This window comes from Xanthobacter autotrophicus ATCC 700552, assembly GCF_043194565.1.
Taxonomy (GTDB): Bacteria; Pseudomonadota; Alphaproteobacteria; order Rhizobiales; family Xanthobacteraceae; genus Xanthobacter; species Xanthobacter autotrophicus_F.
The window spans coordinates 1-25,159 of sequence record NZ_JBAFVS010000023.1; the positions used below are offsets into that span (position 1 = coordinate 1).

Consider the following 25,159-nt stretch of genomic DNA (forward strand, 5'->3'; position numbering starts at 1 on the left):
CTTGGTATTGGCGTCGATAAGCACGGACATCACGCAGCTTCCTTCTTCACGGCCGCGACGATCTTCTGCGCCGCGTCATCGAGATCGTCCGCCGGGATCACATTCAGACCCGACTCGCGGATGATCTTTTTCCCCTCCTCCACGTTGGTGCCGGCAAGCCGGACCACGAGGGGCACATTCAGCCCCATCTGGCGCACGGCGGCGATGACACCTTCCGCGATCACGTCGCAGCGCATGATGCCGCCGAAGATGTTCACCAATATTCCCTCGACATTGGGATCCGCGGTGATGATCTTGAACGCCGCCGTCACCTTTTCCTTGGTGGCACCGCCGCCCACGTCGAGGAAGTTGGCCGGCTCGCGGCCGTAGAGCTTGATGATGTCCATGGTTGCCATGGCGAGGCCCGCGCCGTTCACCATGCAGCCGATGGTGCCATCGAGCGCGATGTAGGACAGGTCATAGCGGGAGGCCTCGATCTCCTTGAAATCCTCCTCGCTCTCGTCGCGCAGTTGCACCACGTCCGGATGCCGGAACAAGGCGTTCGGATCAAACCCCACCTTGGCGTCGAGGCAGACGAGGCGATCGTCCCGCGTCAGCACCAGGGGGTTGATCTCCAACAGGCTCATGTCCTTGCCGATGAAGGCGCGATAGAGATTTTCCGTCAGCGCCACCGCCTGCTTGGCGAGGTCGCCGGTGAGCCCCAGCGCCTGCGCCACCTTGCGGCCGTGCAGGGGCTGCACACCGGTGGCCGGGTCCACGGAAAAGGTGACGATGCGCTCGGGGGTGGAATGGGCCACCTCCTCAATGTCCATGCCGCCCTCGGTGGAGACCACGAAGGCGACGCGGCCGGTGGTGCGGTCCACCAGCATGGACAGATAGAGTTCCTTGTCGATGGAGGCGCCTTCCTCCACGTACAGGCGATTCACCTGCTTGCCATCCGGCCCCGTCTGCACGGTGACGAGGGTATTGCCGAGCATCTCGACGGCGCTCGCCTTCACGTCGGCGGGGGTCCTCACCACGCGCACGCCGCCCTTGGCATCCTCCGCCAGTTCCTTGAACTTGCCCTTGCCGCGTCCACCCGCATGGATCTGGGCCTTCACCACGAATGCGATGCCGCCCAGCTTCGCGGCGGCGGCTTCCGCTTCTTCGGCCGTAAAGGCGGCGATGCCGCGCGACACCGGCACGCCGAATTCCTTGAGAAGGGCTTTCGCCTGGTACTCGTGAATGTTCATGGGTTTCCTCCCTCGTCGAGGGCCGCGCATGCGGCGACCTCGGGCGCGGCTCTTCCGGCTGCGTCCTGCGACCAAAGTCGGAGTGTGCACGCATTCCGGGCCGCGCACCAATGCGACACGACGCCTGTTCACGACGCCAATCGGGGCCGCAGGCGTGACGCGCTCGGCGGGGCTTTTTGAGTGCAATCGCCGGCCCCTCAGGGGCGGCGCGGGACCGGCAGGCGCTCAGCGCCGCAAGGGTCCGGACGGATGACGCAAACGATCTTCAGATGTCATGCCGGCTCGCCCAGCCATGGCGCGGCGGGCACGGACGGCGCCGATACTGGTGGCGGTGGCGGAACGTTTCGCTCCGCCACCCGCTCCGGAAGCCTCCGCGATCATACCGATCGCGAGGGCTTCCAGCCGTTTTCCCCAACGCGATTTCTTCACGCGAGCGACTATTCCCGTCGCTCAAGACCGCGTCGGAAGCACAGGCAATCCGATCAGACCACGCGGCCCTCGTGCATGGACTTGATCTGGTCCGCCGAATAGCCGAGCTCGGACAGGACCTCGTCGGTGTGCTCGCCGAGCAGCGGGGAGCCGGTGACTTCCACGCTCATGTCGGAGAACTTGATGGGGCTGCCGACGGTGAGATACTTGCCGCGCTCCTTGTGATCCACCTCGACGATGGTGCCGCTCTTACGCAGCGACTCGTCCTCGGCGATCTCCTTCATGGTGAGCACCGGCGCGCAGGGGATGTCGAACTTGCGCAGGACGTCCACCGCCTCGAACTTGGTCTTGTCGGCGAGCCACGTCTCGATGGTGGCGAAGATGTCGAAGATCTTGTCCTGGCGGGCGCGGGCGGTGGAATAGGCCGGGTCGTTGATCCATTCCGGCTTGCCGATGGCTTCCGCCACCTTGCCCCAGGCCTGCTCCTGCACGGTGAAGTAGATATAGGCGTTGGGATCGGTCTCCCAGCCCTTGCACTTCAGCACCCAGCCCGGCTGGCCGCCGCCGCCCGCATTGCCGCCGCGCGGCACCACGTCGGAGAAAGTGCCGTTGGGATACTGCGGGTATTCCTCGAGATAACCCACGCGGTCGAGGCGCTGCTGGTCGCGCAGCTTCACCCGGCACAGGTTGATCACGGCGTCCTGCATGGACACGGCGACCTTCTGGCCCTTGCCGGTCTTGTTGCGGGCGTGCAGCGCGGTGAGGATGCCGATGGCAAGGTGCATGCCGGTGTTCGAATCGCCGAGGGCGGCGGCCGACACGGTGGGCGGGCCATCCCAGAAGCCGGTGGTGGAGGCGGCGCCGCCGGCGCACTGGGCGACGTTCTCGTACACCTTCAGGTCTTCATAGTGGTGGCCGTCGGAGAAGCCCTTCACCGAGGCAACGATCAGGCCCGGGTTCAGCTCGTTGATGTGCTCCCAGGTGAAGCCCATGCGGTCGAGGGCGCCGGGGCCGAAATTCTCCACCAGCACGTCGCTCTCCTTGATGAGCTTCGTGAGCACTTCCTTGCCCGCGGGGGTCTTGGTGTCGAGGGTCAGGGAGCGCTTGTTGGAATTCAGCATGGTGAAGTAGAGCGCGTCGGCATTGGAGATGTCGCGCAGCTGGTTGCGCGTCACGTCGCCGGAGCCGGGGCGCTCCACCTTGATCACGTCCGCGCCGAACCAGGCGAGGAGCTGCGTGCAGGCGGGGCCGGCCTGAACGTGCGTGAAGTCAATGATCTTGATGCCTTCCAATGGCTTGGTCGTCATGGTCGCGTTCCCTTATCAAGCGTTGCCTTAAGACCGGGAGAAGAGCGGCAGTGGCGCCCCCTCGTCCCGAGAACCATGCGGCCGCGGCGGCCGGGGGCCGCCATCGAACCGATCCGTGCCGGTTGACCCGGCTATTGTGCGAGAGCGCGCGGCGATCAGCTTGTCCTGCAAGCTGATCGGTGAGCGCGTTCTCTTCTATGAGTTCAGAGACGGATTCGCCGATCAGGTCATGACCTGATCGGATCCGGCTCTCGTTCCGTTGCCTTCAGCTTCGCCTCGAGTTCGGCGACGCGCTTCTGAAGGCTGCGTTCTTCCTTCCACCGCTCGGTCTCGTCGCGGATGATCGAGGCGACGTGGGTCGGCTTGCCGTCGCCGGAAAAGACGAGGGCAACGGTGAAGGCGATGGAGAGGGCGTGGCCGTCCTTGTGGGCGGCCGGGACGCGCAGCAGGCTGGTGCCGTAGCGGGTGAGGCCGGTGCGCATGGTCTCGAAGTAGCCGTCCCAGTGCCGCTTGCGCTGGCGATCGGGGATGATGATGTCGAGCGACTGCCCGAGCGCTTCGGCGGGCGCAAAGCCGAACATGCGCTCGGCAGCCGGATTCCAGAGCACGATGGCGCCGGCCTCATCGCAGACGACCAGGGCGTCCGCAACGGCATCTAGCAGCTGAGCAAGATCTAGGGCCGCAGTCATGAAATCCTTATCCTCTTCCTGCCTTTTGCTCCCCGCCGGCGCGTGCCGGCGGCAAGGGGCGGCCCCTCAGGGTGCCGCCCGGAGGCGATGCCCTATTCCGCAGCCATCCGCCGCGGCGCGCCGAGCGCACCCGACTGGCGCAGGTCGTCGATGCGGTCGGGCGTGAGGCCCAGCACCTGGGCGAGAACCTCGTCCGTGTGCTCGCCGAGCAGCGGCGAGCGCTCCACATCCACCTGGTTGTCCGAGAGCTTGATGGGGTTGCCCACCGTCAGGTAGGTGCCGCGCACCGGGTGCTCCACCTCCACCAGCGTGCCGGTGGCGTAGAGCGAGCGGTCCTCGGCGATCTCCTTCATGGACAGGATCGGCCCGCAGGGAATGTCGTACCGGTTGAGGATCTCCATGGCCTCGAACTTGGTGTGGGCCATGGTCCACGCCTCGATGCGGGTGAAGATCTCATTCAGGTGCGGCAGGCGGGCCGCCGGGCTCGCATAGTCCGGCTTGGTCTTCCACTCCGGCTCACCGATGACGTCGCAGATCTTCGTCCACACCGGGCCCTGGGTGATGAAGTAGATGTAGGCGTTGGGATCCTGCTCCCACCCCTTGCAGCGCAGGATGCGCCCGGGCTGGCCGCCGCCGGAATCGTTGCCGGCGCGCGGCACGGTCTCGCCGAAGGGCACGCCCTCGCCATACTGGCTGTATTCCTTGAGCGGGCCATGGCCGAGGCGCTGCTGGTCGCGCAGCTTCACCCGGCACAGGTTCAAGACCGCATCCTGCATGGCGCACAGCACCTTCTGGCCGCGGCCAGTGTGCTCGCGCTGGAACAGGGCGGTGACGATACCCAGCGCCAGGTGCAGGCCGGTGCCCGAATCGCCGATCTGGGCTGCGCTGACCACCGGAGGGCCGTCGCGGAAGCCGGTGGTGGAGGCCGCGCCGCCGGCGCACTGGGCCACGTTCTCATAGACCTTGCAGTCCTCGAACGGGCCCGGGCCGAAGCCCTTCACCGAGGCGAGGATGAGGCGCGGATTGATGGAGGACAGGCGCTCCCAGGTCAGCCCCATGCGATCGAGGGCGCCGGGGGCGAAATTCTCCACCAGCACGTCGCACCGCTTCACCAGATCTTCGAGCACGGCCTTGCCGTCCGCGGTCTTGGTATCGAGCGTGATGGACCGCTTGTTGGAATTGAGCATGGTGAAATAGAGACTGTCCGCGTCGCCGACATCGCGCAGCTGGCCGCGCGTCACGTCGCCTTCGCCCGGCCGCTCCACCTTGATCACGTCGGCGCCGAACCACGCGAGCAGCTGCGTGCAGCTCGGTCCGGATTGAACGTGGGTGAAGTCCAGGATACGGACCCCCTCGAGTGCCTTGCCCATCTTGTCCTCGCTCCGGCTGGTCTTGCGACGCTGCGCCGTTTTTGTTTCTCGTTCCCGGTTCACTGTTGTTGTTTTTGGTCTTCGGGTTTGGCAGGCGGGACTTATCCCGCCTGCCAGTTTTATCGGGTCGAAAAGCTCACTTCTTCTTTTTGACCACGCTCTGCGGGTTGAGCGAGCCGATGTTGCCGCTCTCGGAGCCGGCCGCCGGATCGATCACCGCGTTGATCAGGGTGGGCTTGCCGCTGTCCATGGCGGCGCTCACCGCGCGATAGAGTTCGTCGGGGGAGGTGACATGCACGCCCACGCCGCCGAAGGCGTCCATCATCTTGTCGTAGCGGGCGCCGGGCACGAACACCGTGGTGCCGGGATCACGCCCGGTGGGGTCGGTGTCGGTGCCGCGATAGATGCCGTTGTTGTTGAAGATGACGATGGTGACCGGCAGGTCGTAGCGGCAGATGGTCTCCACCTCCATGCCGGAGAAGCCGAAGGCGCTGTCGCCTTCCACCGCCAGCACCGGCTTGCCGGTTTCCACGGCCGCGCCCACCGCGAAGCCCATGCCGATGCCCATCACGCCCCAGGTGCCCACATCCAGGCGCTTGCGCGGCTGGTACATGTCGATGATGCCGCGGGCGAGATCCAGGGTGTTGGCGCCCTCGTTGACGAGGATCGCGTCGGGCCGCTCCTTGATCACGGTCTTCAACGCGCCGAGCGCCGAATGGAAGTCCATGGGCACCGAATTCTTGAGCAGCTTCGGCGCCATCTTGGCGATATTGGCTTCCTTCTTGGAGCGGATGGCCTCCACCCACTCGGCGGGCGGGGCCTGCCAGCTGCCGTCGATGCGGGCGTTCAGCGCCGCGATGACGGAGCCGATATCACCCACCAGCGGCGCCTTGATCTCCACGTTCGAGTCCATCTCCTTGGGCTCGATGTCCACTTGGATGAACTGCTTGGGCTTGTCGCCCCAGGTCTTGCCCTTGCCGTGGGACAACAGCCAGTTGAGCCGGGCGCCGACGAGCAGCACCACGTCGGCATCCTTCAGCGCGGTGGAGCGCGCGGCGCCGGCGGACTGGGGATGGGTGTCGGGCAGAAGGCCCTTGGCCATGCTCATGGGTAGGAAGGGGATGCCGCTGTTCTCGACGAACGCGCGGATCTCCTCATCCGCCTGGGCATAGGCCGCGCCCTTGCCGAGGATGATGAGGGGCTTCTTGGCGCCCTTCAGCAGGTCGATGGCACGATCCACGGCGGCGGGCGAGGGAAGCTGCGCCGGCGCCGCGTCGATCACCTTCACCAGCGATTTCGCGCCGGCTTCGGCATCCATCGCCTGCGAGAACAGCTTGGCCGGCAGGTCGAGATAGACGCCGCCGGGACGGCCCGACACCGCCGCACGGATGGCACGCGCCACGCCGATGCCGATATCCGCCGCGTGCAGCACGCGGAAGGCCGCCTTGCACAGGGGCTTGGCGATGGCGAGCTGGTCCATCTCCTCGTAGTCGCCCTGCTGGAGGTCGACGATCTCGCGCTCGGACGAGCCGGAGATGAGGATCATCGGGAAGCAGTTGGTGGTGGCGTTGGCCAGCGCAGTGAGGCCATTGAGGAAGCCCGGCGCGGAGACGGTAAGGCACACGCCCGGCTTCTTGGTGAGGAAGCCGGCGATGGCCGCCGCGTTGCCGGCATTCTGCTCATGACGGAATGAGATGACGCGGATCCCCTCCTCCTGGGCCATGCGGCCGAGGTCGGTGATCGGGATGCCGGGAACGCCGTAGATGGTCTCGATGCCGTTGAGCTTCAGGGCATCGATGACGAGGTGGAAGCCGTCGGTGAGCTCCTGCTCGGCCGCCGGATCGAGATGCACCACGTTGTCTTCAATCTTGGTCTTTTCCGCCGTAGCCATGAGGCGTCTCCTTCAGCGCGTCGTCCCGGTTTGGCCCGAGCCCGCGCCGGGCAGCCTGCGAAGCAAGCCGACCGGGGCACGCGGGCCTCCTTGTTCAGGTCGAGAGCCGTATCCGGCTCTCGACGGCCTATTCGGGAAAGACACCGTGCCGCTCCACATGGGCCGCAAGGCCCATGGTGTGTTCCCGCACCAGGCGCTCGGCGAGATCTGGGTCCCGTTGCTCGAGCGCGTCGATGATCGCCATGTGTTCCCGCATGGAGATTTCGAACCGGTTCTCCTGCCGTACCGACACCGCGCGGATGGCGCGCATGTGCAGGAACAGGTTCCCGGTCATGTCCACGATCAGGCGGCAGCCTCCCATGCGGATGACCGCCTGGTGGAAGGCGATGTTCGCCTGTGAATATTCATGCATGGGGCCCGCGATGGGGCCCGCCGGCGGCGTGGCCTCGAATTCGTTGAACAGCCGGCGCAGGCTGGCAATCTCGTCGTCGGAGGCGTTCGTCGCGGCAAGCCGCGCCGCCATGCCCTCCAGCGCCGCCCAGACCACGATGAGGTCCAGGATCTCGCGCTTGGTCTTGCGCACCACGAAAATGCCCCGGCGGGGAACGGAGCGCACGAAGCCCTCCTGCTCCAGAACCGTCATGGCCTCGCGGATCGGTGTCCGGGACACCCCGAGCGTCTCGGACAGCTGGCGCTCGTCGAGACGGAACTCGGTGGCGCTGCCGTAGATATCCATCTGGGTAATGGCGCGCTTGAGCGCGTCGTAGGCCAGCATGCGCAGGCTCGAGGCAGCCTCCAGCGGCTCGACATTGAGCTTCGGAGCGTCCGCGCCCGGCGCGGTGGTCTGATGCACAGGCAATTGATGCACGACCTTGGCTTCCTCTCCCTGGATCGGTCGCCTTCTGACGAGGCGGTCCAATTCCGTGAAATACTGTATACGGTCTTCATAACGCCAACGCAATCCCGCAACCCGGATATTCGATTGCGCATCGCAGCATGGCTGAGATTGCGCGGGGTCGCGATCAAGCCTCGCCGGCGTCGGCGGAGGCTTCAAACATGCAGGAGGCGGGGCGGCGATCCGGTGCCGCCCCGCCCTGTTTCGCTCAGGTCCGTGTCACTCGGCGGCGGCGGGCTTCGAGCCGTGCGGCTTGAAGCGGGCGAGGATCATGGCGATCAGCGGCCAGATCAGCATGACCAAGGCCAGCGTCACGATGGAGCCCACCAGCGGGTTGGACCAGAAGATGGAAAGATGGCCCTGGGAGACCAGCATGGCCTGCCGGAACGAACTTTCCGCCATGTCGCCCAGCACCAGGGCCAGCACCAGGGGCGCCAGCGGATACTGCAGCTTCTTGAACAGGTAGCCGATGACGCCGAACACCAGCATCACGGCGATGTCCAGCCCCGCATTGTGCACCGTGTAGGCACCCACCGCGCAGATCACCAGGATGATGGGCGCGATGACGCTGAACGGAATGCGCAGGATGGCCGCGAAGATCGGGACGGTGGTGAGCACCACGATCAGCCCGGCGATGTTGCCGAGATAGATGGAGGCGATGAGGCCCCACACAAAGTCCTTCTGCTCCACGAACAGCAGCGGCCCGGGCTGGAGGCCCCAGATCAGCAGGCCGCCCAGCAGCACCGCCGCGGTGGGCGAGCCGGGGATGCCCAGCGTCAGCATGGGCAGCAGCGCCGAAGTGCCGGCCGCATGGGCCGCCACTTCCGGCATCACCACGCCTTCCAGTTCGCCCTTGCCGAAGTTGCGCCCGTTCTTGGAGAACTTCTTGGCGAGGCCGTAGCTCATGAAGGAGGCCGGCGTGGCGCCGCCGGGGGTGACGCCCATCCAGCAGCCGACGATGGCCGAGCGCAGGCAGCCCACCCAGTATTGCGGCAGCTTCTTCCAGGTATCCAACACCACCCGCGCGTTGATGGCGGCGCTCTTGCCCTTGAAGGCGAGGCCTTCTTCCATGGTGAGCAGGATTTCACCCACGCCGAACAGGCCGATGACCGCCACCAGGAAGTCGAAGCCGCGCAGCAGCTCCACCGACCCGAAGGTCATGCGCAACTGGCCCGTCACCGTGTCGATGCCCACCGCGGCGAGGGCAAAGCCCAGCATCATGGCCGCGATGACCTTGGCTGCCGGTTCTCGTCCCATGCCCACGAAGGCGCAGAAGGTGAGGAGATAGACCGCGAAGAATTCCGCCGGCCCGAACTGCAGCGCGAACTTGGCGATGACCGGCGCAAGGAAGGTGATGAGCAGCACCGCGAAGAACGCGCCGATGAAGGAGCCGGTGAAGGCTCCGGTCAGGGCTTCGCCCGCTTTTCCCTTCTGGGCCATGGGGTGCCCGTCGAAGGTGGTGGCGACGCTCCACGGCTCGCCGGGGATGTTGAACAGGATGGAGGTGATGGCGCCGCCGAACAGGGCCCCCCAATAGATGGAGGACAGCATGATGATGGCGGAAACCGGCGTCATGGAGAAGGTCAGCGGCAGCAGGATGGCGACGCCGTTCGCGCCCCCCAGCCCCGGCAGCACCCCGATGAGCACGCCGAGCATGATGCCGACAAACATGTAGACGATGTTCATGGGGTCGGCGAGGACACCGAACCCTCCGATGAGTGAGGTGAGCGCTTCCACGGGGTCCTCCGTTGCGCCGCCTCGGCCGCATCTGACGGCGGCGTGGAGGGGCGGGCGCGTTGTCTTGTCAGGGTTTGGCCGTGTTCAGGCATCGCGGCTGAGCCGGCGTGCCGGGCTTATCTTTCGCGGGGCGCCCTAAGCCCCTGTCCACCGGACGAGGCAATGCGGGCGCAGCGCACGGTGCGCGGGCCTTGCCCTGTCGCACCTCGATCGTTTCCGTGTTGTCCTAAACAGTAAAAACGATCGAATATCCCGATTCAGCCCGCGTCTTCGCGCGGACTGGTAGCCGTTTTACTTCAGGCCGCTCGACTGGTCGCAATCTGCCGGTCGTCGACCGGCGCCGAAGGGCTTCGCTCAAGCCCGGCTCGGGCGTGTGACACGGGCCGGGGCGTTAAACTCGTCAGCCGTCAGCGTCAGTAGCCGAGCGCGGTTTCCAGTGGGCCCTTGGGCAGGGGCACGAGGAACCAGACCTCGAACATTACGAAGAGCGCAAGCGGCACCCCCACCGCGACGGGGATGATCTTCGCCGGCGAATACTTGCCCAGCCACCACATGAAGAAGGCGATGAAGATGGTGGAGGCGAGATAGATCCCGAGAAGGAAGATCAGTCCCACATAGGCCGTCGTCGGTATCAGCACCTGCATCACTGAGACGAGTTGCGTGCGATCGACGAAATTGGTGAGGTCGGGATGGCGTGTGACCATGTTCTGCACCAGCGTGACGGCGCTGGCGATGAACATGATGAGGCCCACGTAGAACGGGAAGTAACCCGCCTGCGGCCCGTCCGCCGCCCAATCAGCGCCGACGCGCCAGCTGTCGCTCATCACCAGCGCCGAGACGCCCATGAAGACGAGGGCCACCACCATGTCCATGGTGCGGTTGGTGACGGTTTTCTCGTTGCGGCCAGTTTGGCCGGTTTCGCTGCTCATGACCCATTCTCCCCTTGACGAAGACATGACTGCCGCGTCGGGAAGGGCTCCGCCGCAGGCCGGGCGGAGCCCCGCCCGCTACTTCGCGACGAAGCCGGCCTTCTCCATCAGGTCCTTGTGGGTCGCCTCGGCCTTGGTGAGCCAGGCGGCATAATCAGTGCCGGTCAGGGCGGTGGTGTTGAACGCGCCCTTCTGCATGAAGTCCTGCCACTCGGGGGTGGCGCGCACCCGCTTGAACAGATCGACGAAATACTCGACCTGCTCCTTCGAGGCGCCCGGCGGCATGAAGATGCCGCGCAGCATCAGGTATTCGATGTCGAGCCCGGCTTCCTTGCAGGTGGGAATATCTGCCCACGACTTGCCGTTGGCGATGGGCTCCTTGTAGGGCAGCCGCTTGTCGTCGAACACGCACAGCGGCTTCAGCTCGCCCGCGCGCCACTGCGACACCGCCTCGATGGGATTGTTCACCGAAGAGGTGACGTGGCCGCCGACGAGTTGCGCCGCCACGTCGCCACCGCCCTTGTAGGGCACGTAGATGAACTTCGCGCCGGTCTTCTGCTCGATGGCGGCGGTGATGATCTGGTCTTCCTGCTTGGAGCCGGTGCCGCCCATCTTGAACATCTGGTCGCCCGACGCCGCCTTCAGCGTATCGAGATAGCCCTTGACGTCGCTATAGGGCGCTTTCGCGTTCACCCACAGGACGAATTCGTCGAGGGCCAGCATGGACACCGGCGTCATGTCCTTCCAGGAGAAGGGCACGCCGGTGGCGATGGGCGTGGTGAAGAGGTTGGACAGGGAAATGATGATCTTGTGCGGGTTCCGGTTGGAGCCCTTCACGTCGAGAAAGCCTTCGGCGCCCGCGCCGCCGGACTTGTTGATGACGACGAGGGACTGGGTCATCAGGTTGTTCTTCTGAACAATGCCCTGAATCATGCGCGCCATCTGGTCGGCGCCCCCGCCCGTGCCCGCCGGCACGATGAATTCCACGGTCTTGGTCGGTTCCCAGGCGAGTGCCGCCAAGGGGGAAAAGGCAGCTGCCACGACGAGCGCGGCTGCACCTCGCCGGATGGTTCTGGCGATAGCCGAATGCATGATGGTTTTCCTCCCGGATCGTCCGCTTTTTTATCGTGCGGATCGAGACTTGTGCCGATCGAGTGCCGATCGAGATATGGTTCTGCAATCACATGGGCTGGCGGCCCGAGTGCAGGATCCGTCCCTCGATCAAGGAGAGAGAACGCTCGACCGGCCGGATGACGATGGCATCGGGCCGAAGCGGGCTCTCGCGTCTTGCTTTCTCTGGCGTTCTATTCTGGCGTTTGCGCCGCTTACGCTAGGGCGGCTTCCGAAGAGTATAATGCACTTGACCTGTGTCAATTGGAATTTTCAATTCCGCATTCGGTACTCCGTATTCCAGTACTTGGAATATTGTATGCCACATCGGTCAGCAGACTTTACCGATACGCGGCGTAGTCCTGCGAAGGGCTTTCATCGGCGCCGGAATAAAGGCGCGTCATCTGCTCGGCGGCGGAAGCTACGCGGCGACCGAGGCGCTGGATGCGGTCCTCGCTCATGCGCACCGCCGGCGCGGAGACCGAGACCGCGCCGATGGGATCACGCCATTCGTTGAGGATGGCGGCGGCCACCGCCCGCATGCCGGGCGCATGCTCTTCCCGGTCCACCGCGAATCCGCGCTCCAGAATCTCGCTCACGTCGTCCATCAGCGCCCGCTCCTCCCGGTGGGTGGCGGTGGTGAAGGGCTCGTAGCGGATCTGGCCGAGGCAGGCGCCGCGGAACGCCGGCGTGGCGGCGGCCAGCACCGCCTTGCCGGCCGCCGTGGCATGCAGCGGCAGCCGTGCCCCGAGCCGGAAGAAGGCGCGCACCGGCGCATGGGCCTCGGCCTGGGCCACCACCACCAGTTCCATGGCGTCGAACATGGCGAGGTTCACGGTCTCGTCGGTCTCGTGCAGCAGCCGGCGGATCACCGGACGGCCGATATCGGGCAGCTTGCGGATGCGCAGGTAGGCCGAGCCGATGCGGAACAGGCCGAGCCCCACGGTCCACAGCCCGGTGGACAGATCGTGATTCACCAGCTGGCGCTTTTCGAGGGTCGTCAGCAGGCGATGCACCGTGGACACCGGCAGTTCCGCCCGGCGGGCAATCTCGGCCAGCGCCATGCCGTCCTGGTCTGCCACCACCCGAAGCAGGGCGATGGCGCGATCCAGCGACTGAACCTCGGCCCCACCCTCGGCGGCGGTCCCCGATGCGGGGCGACCCCGGCGGCGCGGGGCGACCTCGGTCTCCGGCATCCCTATACTCCTTGCTGCGTGGTTACGGCTCTGCGGGTCGGCCCCAAGTTAGCCAGACCGCGGCCCGCGTCCACCCTGTGACAAATTTTCCATCTTCCGGAATTAATTTCCACTGCTATCGTGGAGTCGATGGTTGCCAAGGGCGGAACACGCGCCCTAATCTGGCATACATAATACGAAACCAGCGTATCGGGAGGAATCTGCCATGAAGGTGTGCATCTACGGCGCCGGAGCCATCGGTGGATATCTGGGCGCCCAGCTCGCGGGAGCCGGAGCCGAAGTGAGCCTGGTGGCGCGCGGTGCCCATCTGGAAGCCATGCAGACCAACGGCCTGAAGCTGCTGATCAATGGCGAGGAGCGGGTGAACCGGGTCCGCGCCACCGACGACCCCCGCGAACTCGGCCCGCAGGACTATGTGATCATCGCCCTCAAGGGTCATTCGGTGCCGGGCGTGGTGGACAGGATACGCCCCCTCATCGGCGACGACACCGCCATCGTCACTGCCGTGAACGGCGTGCCCTACTGGTATTTCTATAAGCATGGCGGCGCGCTGGAGAACCGCACGCTGGCCACCATCGATCCGGGCGGCCGCCAGTGGGAGGTGCTCAAGCCCGAGCGCGCGCTGGGCTGCATCGTCTATCCCGCCACCGAAGTGGTGGCGCCGGGCGTGATCCAGCACATCTATGGCGACAAGTTTCCCATCGGCGAGCCCTCGGGCGAGATCACGCCGCGCGTCACCGCGCTCAGCCAGATGATGGAGAAGGGCGGCCTGCGCGCGCCGGTGATGACCAACATCCGCGACGAGCTGTGGCTGAAGCTGTGGGGCAACCTCTGCTTCAACCCCATCAGCGCCCTGACCCACGCCACCCTCGACATCATCGCCGCCGATCCCGGCACCCGCGCCGTGTCCCGGTCCATGATGCTGGAGGCCCAGGCCGTCGCCGAGAAGCTGGGCATCACCTTCCGCGTGGATGTGGAACGCCGCATCAACGGCGCCGGCGCGGTGGGCGCGCATAAGACATCCATGCTGCAGGACCTTGAGCGCGACCGCCCCATGGAAATCGATCCGCTGGTGAGCGCCGTCCAGGAGATGGCGCAGATGCTCGAACTGCCCACCCCCACCCTCGACGTGGTGCTGGCCCTGGTGCGCCAGCGCGCGGCCATGGCGGGCCTCGGCGACATCCTCGCCGTGCCGCCGGTCACCGCCGCCGATCTGGTGCCGGCGCAGAAGGTTGCCGCGCACTGACACCAGAGCATTTCCCCGTTTCACTGAATCGGGGAAATGCTCTAGGTCATTGAGTTTACGCGTTTTCATTACGCGAACCGGTATCCACTTCGCTCGAAAACGCTCTAGCGGCCGGTTCCGCAACCGGATCAGGTCCTCGACCGGAGGGGTTTGCCCAGGTTCGGGGCGGCGGCAATGCCCCCTGCCCCCTGCCCCCGGCCCCAGGCTCAGGCGCGAGCACAAGAAAAGGCCGGGACATGCCCGGCCTTTTTCGTTTCAGGAACGCAATGTCCGGATCAGGTCCGGTCTCGCACGCCGCGCCGGCACGGGGCCGGCGGCGCGTCGGGGGCCGGCGCGTCGGACACGATCACTCGCTCTCCGTCATCGGCGCGGCGAGGGGCGTCCCCGGATTCGGCTGGCTGGCGTTCAGCGCCATTCCCGTCAGGACGTAGCCCAGCACAAGAGCGGCAAACACGGCGATTCGCTTGAACATCCTCATCCCTCAACTTGGTCGCGGCCAGACCGAGCCGAATTGTGCCTCGCCCCGACGTCGCACGCTTCTAATCGCCATGCGCCGCACAAGAGCTGAACGCTTAAGTCAGCAGCGGTTCATAAAGCCTGAACCGGCTGGTCCCGCGTGCGTTCCAGGATATCTCCCGGAGACATCTCCCGGACCACAGCACCATGCCGATCGGCACCGAAACCGGGGCTCGCCCCGCGCGACTCAGGTTTCAGCGCCTGTGGTCTTACACCGCACGGAACGCCCTGTCTGTGTCCGGCCGGTCACAGCCGGACTTTGCGTAGAGATCACGGTAAAGCAATGATTTACGTGTCACGAAGGGGCAACGGCACGGTGTCGCGGGGGGCCTTCACACGCTCCCGGCGCTTTACTCGACCGGTGGGACGCTCTAAGCCGAGAGACCTTTTATACTGCACTGCACAAGGCGCCCATGCTCCGCAAGCTCTACGACTGGGTCATCGCCTATTCCGCGAAGCCGTCGGCGCCCTGGGCGCTCGCTTTGGTTGCATTTTTGGAAAGCTCCGTCTTCCCGGTGCCACCGGACGTGCTGCAGGTGCCCATGACCCTGGCGCGCCCCGACCGCGCCTGGCGCTACGCGCTCATCGCCACGGTGGCGTCGGTGCTCGGGGGCCTGGTGGGCTATGCCATCGGCGCGCTGCTGTATGACAGCGTCGGCAAGTTCCTGATCGACCTGTATGGCTACGGCTCGAAGGTGGACCAGTTCCGCGCCGCCTACGCCCATTACGGCCACTGGGTGATCCTGCTGAAGGGGCTGACGCCGATCCCCTTCAAGCTGGTGACCATCACCTCGGGCTTCGCCGACTACAATCTGTTCTGGTTCGTGCTGCTCTCGATCATCACCCGCGGCGCGCGCTTCTTCATCCTCGCGGCAATCCTGCACCATTTCGGGGCGTCGGCGCGGGAGTTCATCGAGAAGCGGCTCGGCCTCGTCACCCTCGGCTTCCTTGCCGTTCTGGTGATCGGCCTCGTGGCGGCGGCCTATTTCGCCTGAGGCATGCTTCGGCTGGATCCGGCCGAAGAACAACGGCCGGTGAGCCTTGCTCACCGGCCGTTTTCGTTACTGCGCCTTCGGGCGCGACAGCACAGACGCAGAACCCGCGGTGGCCGTGTCGGTGGTTGCGGTACCCGCTCCCGCCTTGCGCCGCTGTGGTGCCGCCGGCGCCGATTGCGCCGCGGATCGGCCCGCCTCCGGATTCGCGGAGGTTGCGCCGGGATCGGCCGGCGCGGCTTGTGGCGCGGCTGGCGAAACCGCGGCTTGCGCCGGGGGTGAGTGCGGCGAAGCGGTATTGGCCGCATCCGGTGCCGGAGCGGCCTGGGGGCCGGTGGGCGCGGCCTGGGGCGCGGTGGGCGCCGCCTGGGGCGCGGTGGGCGCGGGCGTCACCGCGGCGACCGCCGGCTCGGGAGGACGCGAGGGCGGCAGGGGCCTGACCGGCGACGATGGCGCCGCAGCCACCGGCGGCGCGGTCGGAACTGGCGCACGCGGCGGCGGCGGGGTGCGACGGGGCGCAGGCCCGGGGGGCGTCGGCACGGCGATGGTCGGCCCGCCATAGACGCTGCGGGCGCTCACCACCCGACCGGTGAAGGCATCGAGCCGCAAGACTGCCGGGCCGTCCTCATCCACGCCGGTCACCACATAAGTCCGCCCGGCCAGACGCGGCCGCGACACCTGCCGGTAACCCATTCCGACGACGATGGCGCGCACCTCTCCCGGCGGCAGCATGCCATAGCCGCGCGGTGGCGGCGCAGGCGCCGGATAGCCGCGGGGCGGCGGCCCGTAGGGTCGCGCATATCCATAAGGACTCTCGTAGAGCAGCACCTGTGCCGCCGTGGGGGCAGCGGGCATCATCGCGGCGCCCAAAATTAAGGCACCAACCCCGAAGCGCAGGGAACCTTTGAGGGTTCGCGGCATGGCGCACCTCTCCATTCTTGATCCTCATGTATCCCCGACGCGCCAGCCGGCACGGGGAAGCCCGAAAGGCAGCCCCCTGGCCGAACCCGGTCCGGGGAACCAATCCCGCATACCTTAAGGCGCCCAATGCGGCAGGTGTTGGACGCATCTGGGGAGGCACGGCGACGGCCACAGACGGGCATTCTGAAACTCCGTTGCGTCGCGGCGCCACCCACCGTACCGTTCTTTCGTTCTGAGGCGACCGGGCGCAATTTTTCTCCGATCCGGCTGCTTTTGCGCCATTGAGGCGCTTGTGGGCGTGCCGCTTTTCTGGCATGTTCGACGAGATAGGGAAACCATGCTTCCCTATCTCCCGTGTTGATGGCTCATGACGTCTCAAGCTCGCGTTCGTCGGAACGTGGGCCCTTTTGTGCGACGCCGCAGTGGTGCAAAAGTTGCAGCGTAGCCGTGGACATCAGCGGGCAGGCCCCGCCCGATGGGGATTTCGCCGACCCGATCCGAAGGGCAACCCGGATCGGCGACGCAAGGGCAAGAGTTGGGACGAGAGTTGGGGCAAGAGTTGGGAAAGGACGGCGGGGCGCATCTGCCCGGCCGGCAGCAGAGAAGGAACGACAAGATGGCAGCGACGAATCGCACGGATGGCTTGAACGGAAGCGTGGCTCGGACGGCCGCCGCCGTGAAAGACACGTCGATCGTCGGCCGTCCGGAGCCCTTCGGCCTGTTCGACCCTGCCCATGAGAAGGATGCGTGCGGCGTCGGCTTCATCGCCGACATCAAGGGCCGCAAGTCCCACCGCATCGTCCAGGACGGCATCAACATCCTGCTCAACCTGGAGCATCGCGGCGCCGTGGGCGCCGACCCGCGGGCCGGCGACGGCGCGGGCATGCTGGTGCAGATCCCGCACAAGTTCTTCCTGAAGGAAGCAGCCCGGCTCGGCTTCACCCTGCCGGAGCCCGGCCTCTATGCGGTCGGCCACATCTTCCTACCCCGCGATCCCGAGGGCGAGCAGATCGTGCGCGCCACCTATGAGCGGGCGGTGGCCGAGGAAGGCCTGGTCATCCTCGGCTGGCGCGACGTGCCCACCGACAATTCCTCCCTCGGCTGGAGCGTGCTGCCCACGGAGCCCAAGCACGCCCAGGTCTTCATCGGCCGCGGCGAGTTCGCCGGCGACGAGGACGGCTTCGAACGCCGCCTGTTCGTGCTGCGCAAGGTGATCTCCAACACCGTCTACGGCGCCCGGGACCCGCGCACCGCCGGCTATTACCCGGTGTCGCTGTCCTGCCGCACCCTGGTCTACAAGGGCATGTTCCTGGCCGACCAGCTGGGCGCCTATTACGCCGACCTGCACGACCCGGACTTCGAGAGCGCGCTCGCCCTCGTGCACCAGCGCTTCTCCACCAACACCTTCCCGGCCTGGCCACTGGCCCACCCCTACCGGATGGTGGCCCACAACGGCGAGATCAACACCCTGCGCGGCAACGTCAACTGGATGGCGGCGCGGCAGGCCTCGGTGGACACCGAGCTGTTCGGCGCCGACATCTCCAAGCTGTGGCCCATTTCCTATGAAGGCCAGTCGGACACCGCCTGCTTCGACAACGCGCTCGAATTCCTGACCCAGGGCGGTTATTCGCTGCCCCACGCGGCCATGATGCTGGTGCCCGAGGCCTGGGCCGGCAATCCGCTTATGGACGAGGAGCGCCGCGCCTTCTACGAGTACCACGCCGCCCTCATGGAGCCGTGGGACGGCCCGGCCGCCATCGTCGCCACCGACGGCCGCCAGATCGTCGCAACCCTCGACCGCAACGGCCTGCGCCCCGCCCGCTACATGGTGACGAGCGACGACACCATCGTGCTCGCCTCCGAAATGGGCGTCTTGACCCTGCCCGAGGAAAAGATCGTCACCAAGTGGCGCCTCCAGCCCGGCAAGATGCTGCTGGTGGACCTCGTGGAAGGCCGCCTCGTTCCCGACGAGGAGATCAAGACCCAGCTCGCCCGCGCCAATCCCTACAAGGAGTGGCTGAAGCACACCCAGCTGGTGCTGGAGGACCTGCGGCCCGTGGAGGCGCGCGAGGTGCGCACCGACGTGGCCCTGCTCGATCGCCAGCAGGCGTTCGGCTACACCCAGGAAGACCTCAAGCTCCTCATGGCGCCCATGGCCATCACCGGCCAGGAGGCGGTGGGCTCCATGGGCACGGACACGCCCATCTCGGTGCTCTCCAACAAGTCGAAGCTGCTCTACACCTACTTCCAGCAGAACTTCGCCCAGGTGACCAACCCGCCCATCGACCCGATCCGCGAGGAGCTGGTGATGAGCCTTGTCTCCTTCATCGGGCCGCGGCCGAACATCTTCGACCTGGAAGGCACCGCCCGCCGCAAGCGGCTGGAAGTGCGCCAGCCCATCCTCACCAATGAGGACCTGGAGAAGATCCGCTCCATCGGCTTCATGGAAGAGCGGTTCGACACCCGCACCCTCGACATCACCTACGGCTCCGACAAGGGCGCCGCGGGCATGGCGGATGCGGTCGAGCGCCTGTGCGAGCGCGCCGAGGCTGCCGTGCACGGCGGCTACAACATCATCATCCTGTCCGACCGCATGACCGGGCCGGACCGCATCCCGATCCCGGCGCTGCTCGCCACCGCCGCCGTGCACCACCACCTGATCCGCCAGGGCCTGCGCACCTCCGTGGGCCTCGTGGTGGAGACGGGCGAGGCGCGCGAGGTGCACCATTTCGCCTGCCTCGCCGGCTACGGCGCCGAGGCCATCAACCCCTATCTCGCCTTCGAGACCCTGCTCTCCATGAAGGACGAGATTCCGGAAGAGGTGGACGACAAGGAGATCGTCAAGCGCTTCATCAAGTCGGTGGACAAGGGGCTGCTGAAGGTGATGTCCAAGATGGGCATCTCCACCTACCAGTCCTATTGCGGCGCGCAGATCTTCGACGCGGTGGGCCTCTCCTCCGAGCTGGTGAACCAGTATTTCTTCGGCACCGCCACCACCATCGAAGGCGTGGGCCTCGCCGAGATCGCCGAGGAGACCGAGCGCCGGCACACCCTCGCCTTCTCCGACGCCCCGGTGTTCCGCATGGCGCTCGACGTGGGCGGCGAATATGCCTACCGCATCCGCGGCGAGGACCATGCCTGGTCGCCGGAATCGGTGGCCGAGCTGCAGCATGCCGTGCGCGGCAATGCGCGGGACAAGTTCCGCGCCTTCTCCACCATGATCAACGACCACGACTCCCGCCTGCTCACGGTGCGCTCCCTGTTCCGCATCAAGGGTGCGGAAGAGCTGGGCCAGGCGCCCGTGGACCTGTCGGAGGTGGAGCCCGCCGCCGATATCGTGAAGCGCTTCGTCACCGGGGCCATGTCGTTCGGCTCCATCTCCCGCGAGGCGCACACCACGCTTGCCATCGCCATGAACCGGATCGGCGGCAAGTCGAACACCGGCGAGGGCGGCGAGGAGCCCGAGCGCTTCAAGCCCCTGCCCAACGGCGACAGCATGCGCTCCGCCATCAAGCAGGTGGCCTCCGGCCGCTTCGGCGTGACGGCGGAATATCTCGTCAATTCCGACGTGATGCAGATCAAGGTGGCCCAGGGCGCCAAGCCCGGCGAGGGCGGCCAGTTGCCCGGCCACAAGGTGGACGCGGTGATCGCCAAGGTGCGCCACTCCACCCCCGGCGTCGGCCTCATCTCGCCGCCGCCGCACCACGACATCTATTCCATCGAGGACCTCGCCCAGCTCATCTACGACCTCAAGAACGTGAATCCCGACGCGGACGTGTCGGTGAAGCTCGTGTCCGAGGTGGGCGTGGGCACGGTGGCGGCCGGCGTCGCCAAGGCGCGCGCCGACCACATCACCATCTCCGGCTTCGAGGGTGGCACCGGCGCCTCCCCGCTCACCTCCATCAAGCATGCCGGCTCGCCGTGGGAGATGGGCCTCGCCGAGACCCAGCAGACCCTGGTGGCCAACCGCCTGCGCTCGCGCGTCGCGCTGCAGGTGGACGGCGGCCTCAGGACCGGCCGCGACGTGATCATCGGCGCCCTGCTCGGCGCCGACGAATTCGCCTTCTCCACCGCCCCGCTCATCGCGGCGGGTTGCATCATGATGCGCAAGTGCCACCTGAACACCTGCCCGGTGGGCGTGGCCACCCAGGACCCGGTGCTGCGCAAGCGCTTCAAGGGCACGCCCGAGCACGTGATCAACTACTTCTTCTTCGTCGCCGAGGAAGTGCGGGAGATCATGGCCACCCTCGGCTTCCGCAAGATGGAAGAGATGGTCGGCCGCTCCGAGGTGCTCGACCAGAACGCGGCCATCAACCACTGGAAGGCGAAGGGCCTCGACTTCTCGCGCATCTTCGCCAAGCCCAACATGCCGCCCGAGGTGGGCATCCGCCACACCGAGCGCCAGCACCATCCCATCGAGAAGGTGCTGGACCGCACCCTCATCGCCAAGGCCGCTCCGGCGCTGGAAAAGGGCGAGCGCGTCGAGATCAAGACGCCGATCCGCTCGGTGGACCGTTCCGCCGGCGCCATGCTGTCCGGCGCCGTGGCCAAGCGCTACGGCGGCCAGGGCCTGCCGGACGATACCATCCACGTGGAGCTGACCGGCACCGCGGGCCAGGCGTTCGCGGCCTTCCTCGCCGCCGGCGTCACCTTCGACCTGATCGGCGAGGCCAACGACTATGTGGGCAAGGGCCTGTCGGGCGGGCGCATCATCGTCCGGCCGCCGGCCAATGCCGCCATCGTGCCGGAACACTCCATCATCGTCGGCAACACGGTGATGTACGGCGCCACCGAGGGCGAATGCTACTTCCGCGGCATCGCCGGCGAGCGCTTCGCGGTGCGCAATTCCGGTGCAATCGCCGTTGTTGAAGGCACCGGAGACCACGGCTGCGAATATATGACCGGCGGCATCGTGGTGGTGATCGGCCAGACCGGGCGCAACTTCGCGGCCGGCATGTCCGGCGGCGTCGCCTATGTGCTGGACGAGGACAAGAGCTTCGCCAAGCGCTGCAACCTCTCCATGGTGGACCTGGAGCCGGTGGAGGAGGAAGAGGACCTGCTCGAACGCCTCCACCACCACGGCGGCGACCTGGAGTTCAAGGGCCGCATCGACGTGCAGGGCGACATGTCCCGCCACGACGAGGAACGCCTGCACCAGCTCATCGCCAAGCACCTGCATTATACGGGCTCGGCGCGGGCGCAGGCGATCCTGGACAACTGGGCCGAGTACCGGTCCAAGTTCGTCAAGGTGATGCCGGTGGAGTACCGCCGCGCCCTGCGCGACATGGAGAAGCGGCGCGGCCTGGCGGCGGCGGAATAGCGCGCCGGAGCCGCCTTTTCTCGCCCGCTCGCGCTTGCGGGGGCGGGTCGGGAGCCGCCGCGGCGGCGGCTCCCATCGCCGGATGCCGGCGCTCAACGGAAAGGGTCAGCCCCCTCCCCACCCTCCCCCGCAAGCGGGCGAGGGCGTTCAGCCGGTACGCCGGACCTGGATGGGCGCGCGGATCGGGCGCGCGAATTCCGAGTCCTCAAGCTGGAACAATTCTTGTATTTGGACACGTGGTGCGGCACCCGGATCGATGCGGTGCGCGCGGCGGTTCCCTCAACGAGGTTCGCCTAAGGGGTTCTGATGGGCAAGGTCACGGGTTTTCTGGAGATCGACCGGCGGGAGCAGAAGTATCAGCCCGCCTCCGACCGCATCCGCCATTTCCGCGAGTTCACGCTGCCGTTGCCCGACGCCGAGGTGACGAACCAGGCGGCGCGCTGCATGGATTGCGGCATCCCCTTCTGCCACGGGCCGAACGGCTGCCCGGTGCACAACCAGATTCCGGACTGGAACGACCTCGTCTATCGCGACGAGTGGGAGGAAGCGGCGCGCAACCTCCATTCCACCAACAATTTCCCCGAGTTCACCGGCCGCGTTTGCCCCGCTCCGTGCGAGGAAGCCTGCACCCTGAATCTTGAGGACATGCCCGTCACCATCAAGACGGTGGAGCAGGCCATCGCCGACAAGGCGTGGAAGAAGGGCTGGATCAAGCCCGAGCCCGCCGCCGTGAAGACCGGCAAGAGCGTCGCCGTTGTCGGCTCCGGCCCGGCGGGCCTCGCCGCCGCCCAGCAGCTCGCCCGCGCCGGCCACGACGTGCATGTCTATGAGCGCGAGCCCAAGGCCGGCGGCCTGCTGCGCTACGGCATTCCCGACTTCAAGATGGAGAAGCACCACATCGACCGCCGCGTGAAGCAGATGGAAGCGGAAGGTGTGACCTTCCACTACAACGAGAACATCGGCATCGTGCGGCCGTTCCAGGAGCTGATCGACACCCACGACGCCGTGCTTCTGGCCGGCGGCTCGGAAGCCCCGCGCGATCCCAAGCTGCCGGGCCAGGAGATGGAGGGCGTGCACTTCGCCATGCCCTATCTGGTGCAGTCCAACCGCCGCGAGGGCGACGAGCCGGTCAACGAGATCCCGATCCTTGCCGGCGGCAAGCATGTGGTGGTGGTGGGCGGCGGCGACACCGCCTCCGACTGCGTGGGCACCGCTTTCCGCCAGGGCGCCCTGTCCGTCACCCAGCTCGACATCCGCGCCGTGCCTCCCATGAAGGAGGACAAGCTGGCGGTGTGGCCCTATTGGCCCACCAAGTTCCGCACCTCCTCCTCCCAGGCCGAGGGCGCCGAGCGCGAGTTCGCCTGCGCCACGCTGGGTATCGAGGGCCGCAACGGCCGCGTCACCGGCGTGAAGTGCGCCCGCGTGGACCAGAAGCGCGAGCCCATCCCCGGCACCGAATTCGTGCTGCGCGCGGACCTTGTGTTCCTCGCCATCGGCTTCGCCCATGCGGCCCATGCCGGCCTCATCGAGCAGTCCGGCGCGACCCTGGACAAGCGCGGCAACGTGGCGGCGGACGATCTCGCCTACGCCACCTCCGTGCCCAAGCTGTACGCGGCGGGCGACATGCGGCGCGGCCAATCGCTGGTGGTGTGGGCCATCCGCGAAGGCCGCCAGGCCGCCCACGCCATCGACAAGGACCTCATGGGCGCGACCACGCTGCCGCGCTAGAGCATTTTCGAGCGAAGTGGATACCGGTTCGCGTGAAGAAAATGCGTCAAAACAACAATCTAGAGCGATTGCCGTGAGCCAATGCGAACGGAAAACGCTCTAAGGCGGCCAGCCAGATAGCCCTCTCCCGCAAGCGAGGCCTCTGCGAAAACCCCCTCGGTCGGTTCAAAGAGCCGTTTCCCCCTCTCCCCTTGCGGGAGAGGGCCGGGGTGAGGGGTATGCTGCGATCCTGAACAGACAGGCGTTTTTCGGCGCCGACGACCCCTCACCCCCAACCCCTCTCCCGCAAGGGGAGAGGGGAGGACGACCGCTCAAGGACCTTTCGCAGAGCTCCCGCTTGCGGGGGAGGATTGGGAGGGGGCGCAGTGCCTGAGCCGGCCCCCTCTTCCCCGGGCCGGTGGCACTACGTCTCCACCAGGCCGGTCGTATCGCCGGACGCGGCCGAATCCGGCCGGCCGTGGGGCTTCGCCAGATATTCGCTCGAGCGCATCTCGTGGATGCGCGACACCGTGCGCGCGAACTCGAACGCCTCCGCCCCGTCGGTGCCGAGATAGAGCGCGTCCGGCTCCGCCGCCGCCGAGGCGATGAGCTTCACGTTGGAATCATAAAGCGTGTCGATCAGCGAGATGAAGCGCTTGGCCTCGTTGCGCTGGTCCGGCCCCAGGATGGGGATGTGTTCCAGCACGAGGGTGTGGAACATGCGCGCCAGCCGCAGGTAATCGGGGTTGGGGCCCAGCGCCGCCTCGCACAGGTCGGCGAAGGTGAAGCGCGCCGCGCCGTGGGCCATGGCCGGGATCGCGACACGCCGGCCCTTCAGCACGACCTCGCCGGGCACGCCGCCGCCGGGACCGGCCAGCCGGAGCCACGCCTTCGTCACCGCGGCATCCGCCTCCGGTCCGAGGGGGGTGTGCCAGGTGGACACCCCTTCCAGCTTTTCCATGCGGTAGTCGGTGCGCGAATCCAGCGTCATCACCTGCATGCGCTCCTCGATCATGCCGATGAACGGCAGGAAGAGCGCACGGTTGAGGCCGCCGGAATACAGGTCATTTGGCGCCACGTTGGAGGTGGCCACCACCACCACGCCATCGGCGAACAGCTTCTCGAACAGCCGGCCGAGGATCATGGCGTCGGCGATATCGGTGACGTGGAATTCGTCGAAGCACAGGATCTTCGCCTCGTCCGCCAGCCCCGCCGCCACCGCGATGATGGGGTCGGAGGCCTTGCGGTCGCCCTGCTTCTGGGCCTGGCGCTCGCGGAAGATGCGCTCGTGCACGTCGCCCATGAATTCGTGGAAGTGGGCCCGCCTTTTGGCCCGCGGCGGCAGGGCGTCGAAGAAGAGATCCATGAGCATGGTCTTGCCGCGGCCGACCTTGCCGTAGACGTACATGCCCTTGGGCGGCACCGGGGCGCGGCGCTGGAACAGCCAGCCCAGCGCCGAGGATTTCTGCGCCATGGCGCGCTCGCGCAGATCCAGCTCCAGGCGGGCGAATTCCTGCACCACGATGGCCTGTGCTGCATCGTCCGAAAGATCGCCAACGGCCAGCTTGGCCGCATACAGCTCCCGCACCCGCGCCTTCGTTTCCGCTGTCATTGAGCCCATTCCCGTTCGCCGCAAGGACGTCTCGGCGCCATGCTTCGCCGAAGGCAGGGC

General features: G+C 66.6%; 17 protein-coding genes. 4 read left to right on the forward strand and 13 right to left on the reverse strand.

Annotation, left to right across the window (positions count from 1 at the left end; genetic code table 11):
* Positions 1-29: 29 nt before the first annotated feature.
* The 10 genes from sucC to V5F48_RS19610 form a co-directional block, all read right to left on the reverse strand.
* On the reverse strand, positions 30-1,232 hold the full coding sequence (gene sucC, locus V5F48_RS19565; RefSeq protein ID WP_394260060.1) for an ADP-forming succinate--CoA ligase subunit beta: 1,203 nt from the start codon (positions 1,230-1,232) through the stop codon (positions 30-32).
* Positions 1,233-1,714: 482 nt separating this feature from the next.
* The gene (gene frc, locus V5F48_RS19570) at positions 1,715-2,968 is read right to left on the reverse strand and encodes a formyl-CoA transferase (protein ID WP_394109699.1); all 1,254 of its coding nucleotides are present in this window, start codon (positions 2,966-2,968) and stop codon (positions 1,715-1,717) included.
* A 227-nt stretch (positions 2,969-3,195) separates the two neighbouring features.
* On the reverse strand, positions 3,196-3,657 hold the full coding sequence (locus tag V5F48_RS19575) for a PAS domain-containing protein (protein ID WP_394260061.1): 462 nt from the start codon (positions 3,655-3,657) through the stop codon (positions 3,196-3,198).
* Positions 3,658-3,749: 92 nt separating this feature from the next.
* Positions 3,750-5,027 carry a formyl-CoA transferase gene (frc, locus tag V5F48_RS19580; RefSeq protein ID WP_394109697.1) on the reverse strand — a complete coding sequence of 426 codons (1,278 nt, stop codon included), beginning with the start codon at positions 5,025-5,027 and terminating at the stop codon, positions 3,750-3,752.
* Between the two features lie 136 nt (positions 5,028-5,163).
* Positions 5,164-6,918: an oxalyl-CoA decarboxylase gene (oxc, locus tag V5F48_RS19585; RefSeq protein ID WP_394260062.1), complete on the reverse strand. Its 1,755-nt coding sequence runs from the start codon at positions 6,916-6,918 to the stop codon at positions 5,164-5,166.
* Between the two features lie 127 nt (positions 6,919-7,045).
* On the reverse strand, positions 7,046-7,693 hold the full coding sequence (locus V5F48_RS19590) for a GntR family transcriptional regulator (RefSeq protein ID WP_394260114.1): 648 nt from the start codon (positions 7,691-7,693) through the stop codon (positions 7,046-7,048).
* Between the two features lie 339 nt (positions 7,694-8,032).
* Complete coding sequence (locus V5F48_RS19595; RefSeq protein WP_394109738.1) at positions 8,033-9,499, reverse strand: tripartite tricarboxylate transporter permease; 1,467 nt, start codon at positions 9,497-9,499, stop codon at positions 8,033-8,035.
* 464 nt (positions 9,500-9,963) lie between these two features.
* The gene (locus V5F48_RS19600) at positions 9,964-10,479 is read right to left on the reverse strand and encodes a tripartite tricarboxylate transporter TctB family protein (protein WP_394260063.1); all 516 of its coding nucleotides are present in this window, start codon (positions 10,477-10,479) and stop codon (positions 9,964-9,966) included.
* Positions 10,480-10,557: 78 nt separating this feature from the next.
* On the reverse strand, positions 10,558-11,571 hold the full coding sequence (locus V5F48_RS19605) for a Bug family tripartite tricarboxylate transporter substrate binding protein (RefSeq protein ID WP_394260064.1): 1,014 nt from the start codon (positions 11,569-11,571) through the stop codon (positions 10,558-10,560).
* 359 nt (positions 11,572-11,930) lie between these two features.
* A complete protein-coding gene (locus tag V5F48_RS19610; protein ID WP_394109693.1) occupies positions 11,931-12,785 on the reverse strand; it encodes an IclR family transcriptional regulator in 855 nt (284 codons plus the stop codon).
* A 205-nt stretch (positions 12,786-12,990) separates the two neighbouring features.
* On the opposite strand from V5F48_RS19610, the gene V5F48_RS19615 reads away from it, so the two are divergent.
* Positions 12,991-14,031 (forward strand): 2-dehydropantoate 2-reductase, encoded by a 1,041-nt coding sequence (locus V5F48_RS19615; protein ID WP_394109692.1) that lies wholly within the window; start codon positions 12,991-12,993, stop codon positions 14,029-14,031.
* 346 nt (positions 14,032-14,377) lie between these two features.
* Here the strand turns inward: V5F48_RS19615 and V5F48_RS19620 are convergent, their stop codons facing one another.
* Entirely contained in the window at positions 14,378-14,503 is a 126-nt protein-coding gene (locus tag V5F48_RS19620; protein WP_269149852.1) for a hypothetical protein, read from the reverse strand.
* Positions 14,504-14,960: 457 nt separating this feature from the next.
* On the opposite strand from V5F48_RS19620, the gene V5F48_RS19625 reads away from it, so the two are divergent.
* On the forward strand, positions 14,961-15,542 hold the full coding sequence (locus V5F48_RS19625) for a YqaA family protein (protein WP_394109691.1): 582 nt from the start codon (positions 14,961-14,963) through the stop codon (positions 15,540-15,542).
* Between the two features lie 66 nt (positions 15,543-15,608).
* Here the strand turns inward: V5F48_RS19625 and V5F48_RS19630 are convergent, their stop codons facing one another.
* A complete protein-coding gene (locus V5F48_RS19630) occupies positions 15,609-16,397 on the reverse strand; it encodes a hypothetical protein (RefSeq protein ID WP_394260065.1) in 789 nt (262 codons plus the stop codon).
* Between the two features lie 679 nt (positions 16,398-17,076).
* Between V5F48_RS19630 and gltB the strand changes: the two genes are divergently transcribed.
* Together gltB and V5F48_RS19640 are read left to right on the forward strand one after the other, a co-directional pair.
* A complete protein-coding gene (gene gltB, locus V5F48_RS19635; RefSeq protein WP_394260066.1) occupies positions 17,077-21,780 on the forward strand; it encodes a glutamate synthase large subunit in 4,704 nt (1,567 codons plus the stop codon).
* 306 nt (positions 21,781-22,086) lie between these two features.
* A complete protein-coding gene (locus tag V5F48_RS19640; protein ID WP_394260067.1) occupies positions 22,087-23,508 on the forward strand; it encodes a glutamate synthase subunit beta in 1,422 nt (473 codons plus the stop codon).
* Between the two features lie 403 nt (positions 23,509-23,911).
* Here the strand turns inward: V5F48_RS19640 and zapE are convergent, their stop codons facing one another.
* Positions 23,912-25,099: a cell division protein ZapE gene (gene zapE / locus V5F48_RS19645; protein WP_394109687.1), complete on the reverse strand. Its 1,188-nt coding sequence runs from the start codon at positions 25,097-25,099 to the stop codon at positions 23,912-23,914.
* Positions 25,100-25,159: the final 60 nt, after the last annotated feature.

Bases quoted from the DNA above. Each gene is read 5' to 3' on its own strand.
- V5F48_RS19615 (WP_394109692.1), top strand. From the start codon at position 12,991: ATGAAGGTGTGCATCTACGGCGCCGGAGCCATCGGTGGATATCTGGGC.
- zapE (WP_394109687.1), bottom strand. From the start codon at position 25,099: ATGACAGCGGAAACGAAGGCGCGGGTGCGGGAGCTGTATGCGGCCAAG.
- V5F48_RS19610 (WP_394109693.1), bottom strand. From the start codon at position 12,785: ATGCCGGAGACCGAGGTCGCCCCGCGCCGCCGGGGTCGCCCCGCATCG.
- sucC (WP_394260060.1), bottom strand. From the start codon at position 1,232: ATGAACATTCACGAGTACCAGGCGAAAGCCCTTCTCAAGGAATTCGGC.
- frc (WP_394109699.1), bottom strand. From the start codon at position 2,968: ATGACGACCAAGCCATTGGAAGGCATCAAGATCATTGACTTCACGCAC.
- V5F48_RS19620 (WP_269149852.1), bottom strand. From the start codon at position 14,503: ATGTTCAAGCGAATCGCCGTGTTTGCCGCTCTTGTGCTGGGCTACGTC.
- V5F48_RS19640 (WP_394260067.1), top strand. From the start codon at position 22,087: ATGGGCAAGGTCACGGGTTTTCTGGAGATCGACCGGCGGGAGCAGAAG.
- V5F48_RS19595 (WP_394109738.1), bottom strand. From the start codon at position 9,499: ATGAACATCGTCTACATGTTTGTCGGCATCATGCTCGGCGTGCTCATC.
- V5F48_RS19600 (WP_394260063.1), bottom strand. From the start codon at position 10,479: ATGAGCAGCGAAACCGGCCAAACTGGCCGCAACGAGAAAACCGTCACC.
- V5F48_RS19575 (WP_394260061.1), bottom strand. From the start codon at position 3,657: ATGACTGCGGCCCTAGATCTTGCTCAGCTGCTAGATGCCGTTGCGGAC.
- frc (WP_394109697.1), bottom strand. From the start codon at position 5,027: ATGGGCAAGGCACTCGAGGGGGTCCGTATCCTGGACTTCACCCACGTT.
- gltB (WP_394260066.1), top strand. From the start codon at position 17,077: ATGGCAGCGACGAATCGCACGGATGGCTTGAACGGAAGCGTGGCTCGG.
- V5F48_RS19625 (WP_394109691.1), top strand. From the start codon at position 14,961: ATGCTCCGCAAGCTCTACGACTGGGTCATCGCCTATTCCGCGAAGCCG.
- V5F48_RS19590 (WP_394260114.1), bottom strand. From the start codon at position 7,693: ATGCTGGCCTACGACGCGCTCAAGCGCGCCATTACCCAGATGGATATC.
- oxc (WP_394260062.1), bottom strand. From the start codon at position 6,918: ATGGCTACGGCGGAAAAGACCAAGATTGAAGACAACGTGGTGCATCTC.
- V5F48_RS19605 (WP_394260064.1), bottom strand. From the start codon at position 11,571: ATGCATTCGGCTATCGCCAGAACCATCCGGCGAGGTGCAGCCGCGCTC.
- V5F48_RS19630 (WP_394260065.1), bottom strand. From the start codon at position 16,397: ATGATGCCCGCTGCCCCCACGGCGGCACAGGTGCTGCTCTACGAGAGT.